General features: G+C 40.4%; 1 protein-coding gene. It reads left to right on the top strand.

What is annotated here, in order from left to right:
* Window positions 1-934, top strand: a 934-nt coding sequence (locus Q0296_RS03900) for an anaerobic C4-dicarboxylate transporter family protein (protein WP_298036765.1), incomplete at its 5' end; no start/stop codon positions are given.
* Window positions 935-1,077: the final 143 nt, after the last annotated feature.

Here is a 1,077-nt window from a genome sequence, read left to right as displayed (position 1 = left end):
CCAATGGGCTGCAATGTGGATATTTTTAGGCTCTATCCTTGTAGTCGCACTTCTTGGATACTTTAAAGATCTTCGCCCAAGCTGGACTACTTATAAAGACGCAACAGTCGTTCAAATAGTAGCAAACCTTCCAACTGAGCAAAAAGTCTTAAAAACCTTAAAGATAAAAGACGCCAGCATCCAAACTGAAGCTGCTGAGCTAAAAGTTTCAAACGACAAGCTAAACTCAAATCAAAAAGCTCAATCAGTCAAAATCATCGGCAAAGATGCAAATCAAACTCTTACTCGCACAGCTGATGGTGCAGTAACATATATAAATGAAAAAGGCGCAAAAGAGGAATTTCAAGGCGCTTATATTAACATAAGCAACAAACTAGCCTCTTCAAAGAGCCTAAGCATGGTTCATGTTATCCAAATTTTCATGCTTTTAACAGGTGCCATCATCTTGATATTTACTCCAACAGATGCTAGCAAGATCGGTAAAAACGAGATATTTAGATCAGGTATGATCGCTCTTGTTGCGGTATTTGGTATCTCTTGGATGGCTGAGACAATGTTTGCAGTGCATACTCCGATGATGAAAGAAGCACTAGGTGGCATCGTAAAAGAGCATCCTTGGACCTATGCGGTTATGCTACTTATCATCTCTAAATTTGTTAACTCTCAAGCTGCAGCTTTGGTTGCGTTCGTGCCATTAGCACTAAACATCGACGTTAACCCTGCTGTAATCCTAGCCTTTGCGCCAGCTTGCTATGGATACTACATCCTACCAACATACCCAAGCGACCTTGCGGCTATTCAGTTTGATAGAAGTGGCACGACACACATCGGTAAATTTGTTATCAACCACAGCTTCATCTTCCCAGGCCTTATCGGCGTTATAGTCTCTTGTATATTTGGCTATATCTTCGCTACTGCGTTTGGCTATCTATAATAGATAAATTTCTTGCTACCTTTTGGTGGCAAGAAATTTCTTCATCAAAGTTTATCTTGAAATTTCTGCTTATTACTCATATAAACAAAGCTTAGCACTTCAGCCACAGCCCTAAAAAGGTGCGCTGGTATCGTATCATCGAC

The sequence above is a fragment of the uncultured Campylobacter sp. genome (assembly GCF_937890585.1).
Taxonomy (GTDB): domain Bacteria; phylum Campylobacterota; class Campylobacteria; order Campylobacterales; family Campylobacteraceae; genus Campylobacter_A.
Note: the sequence above shows the minus strand (reverse complement) of the source record. Positions and strands in the feature narration are given on the sequence as shown.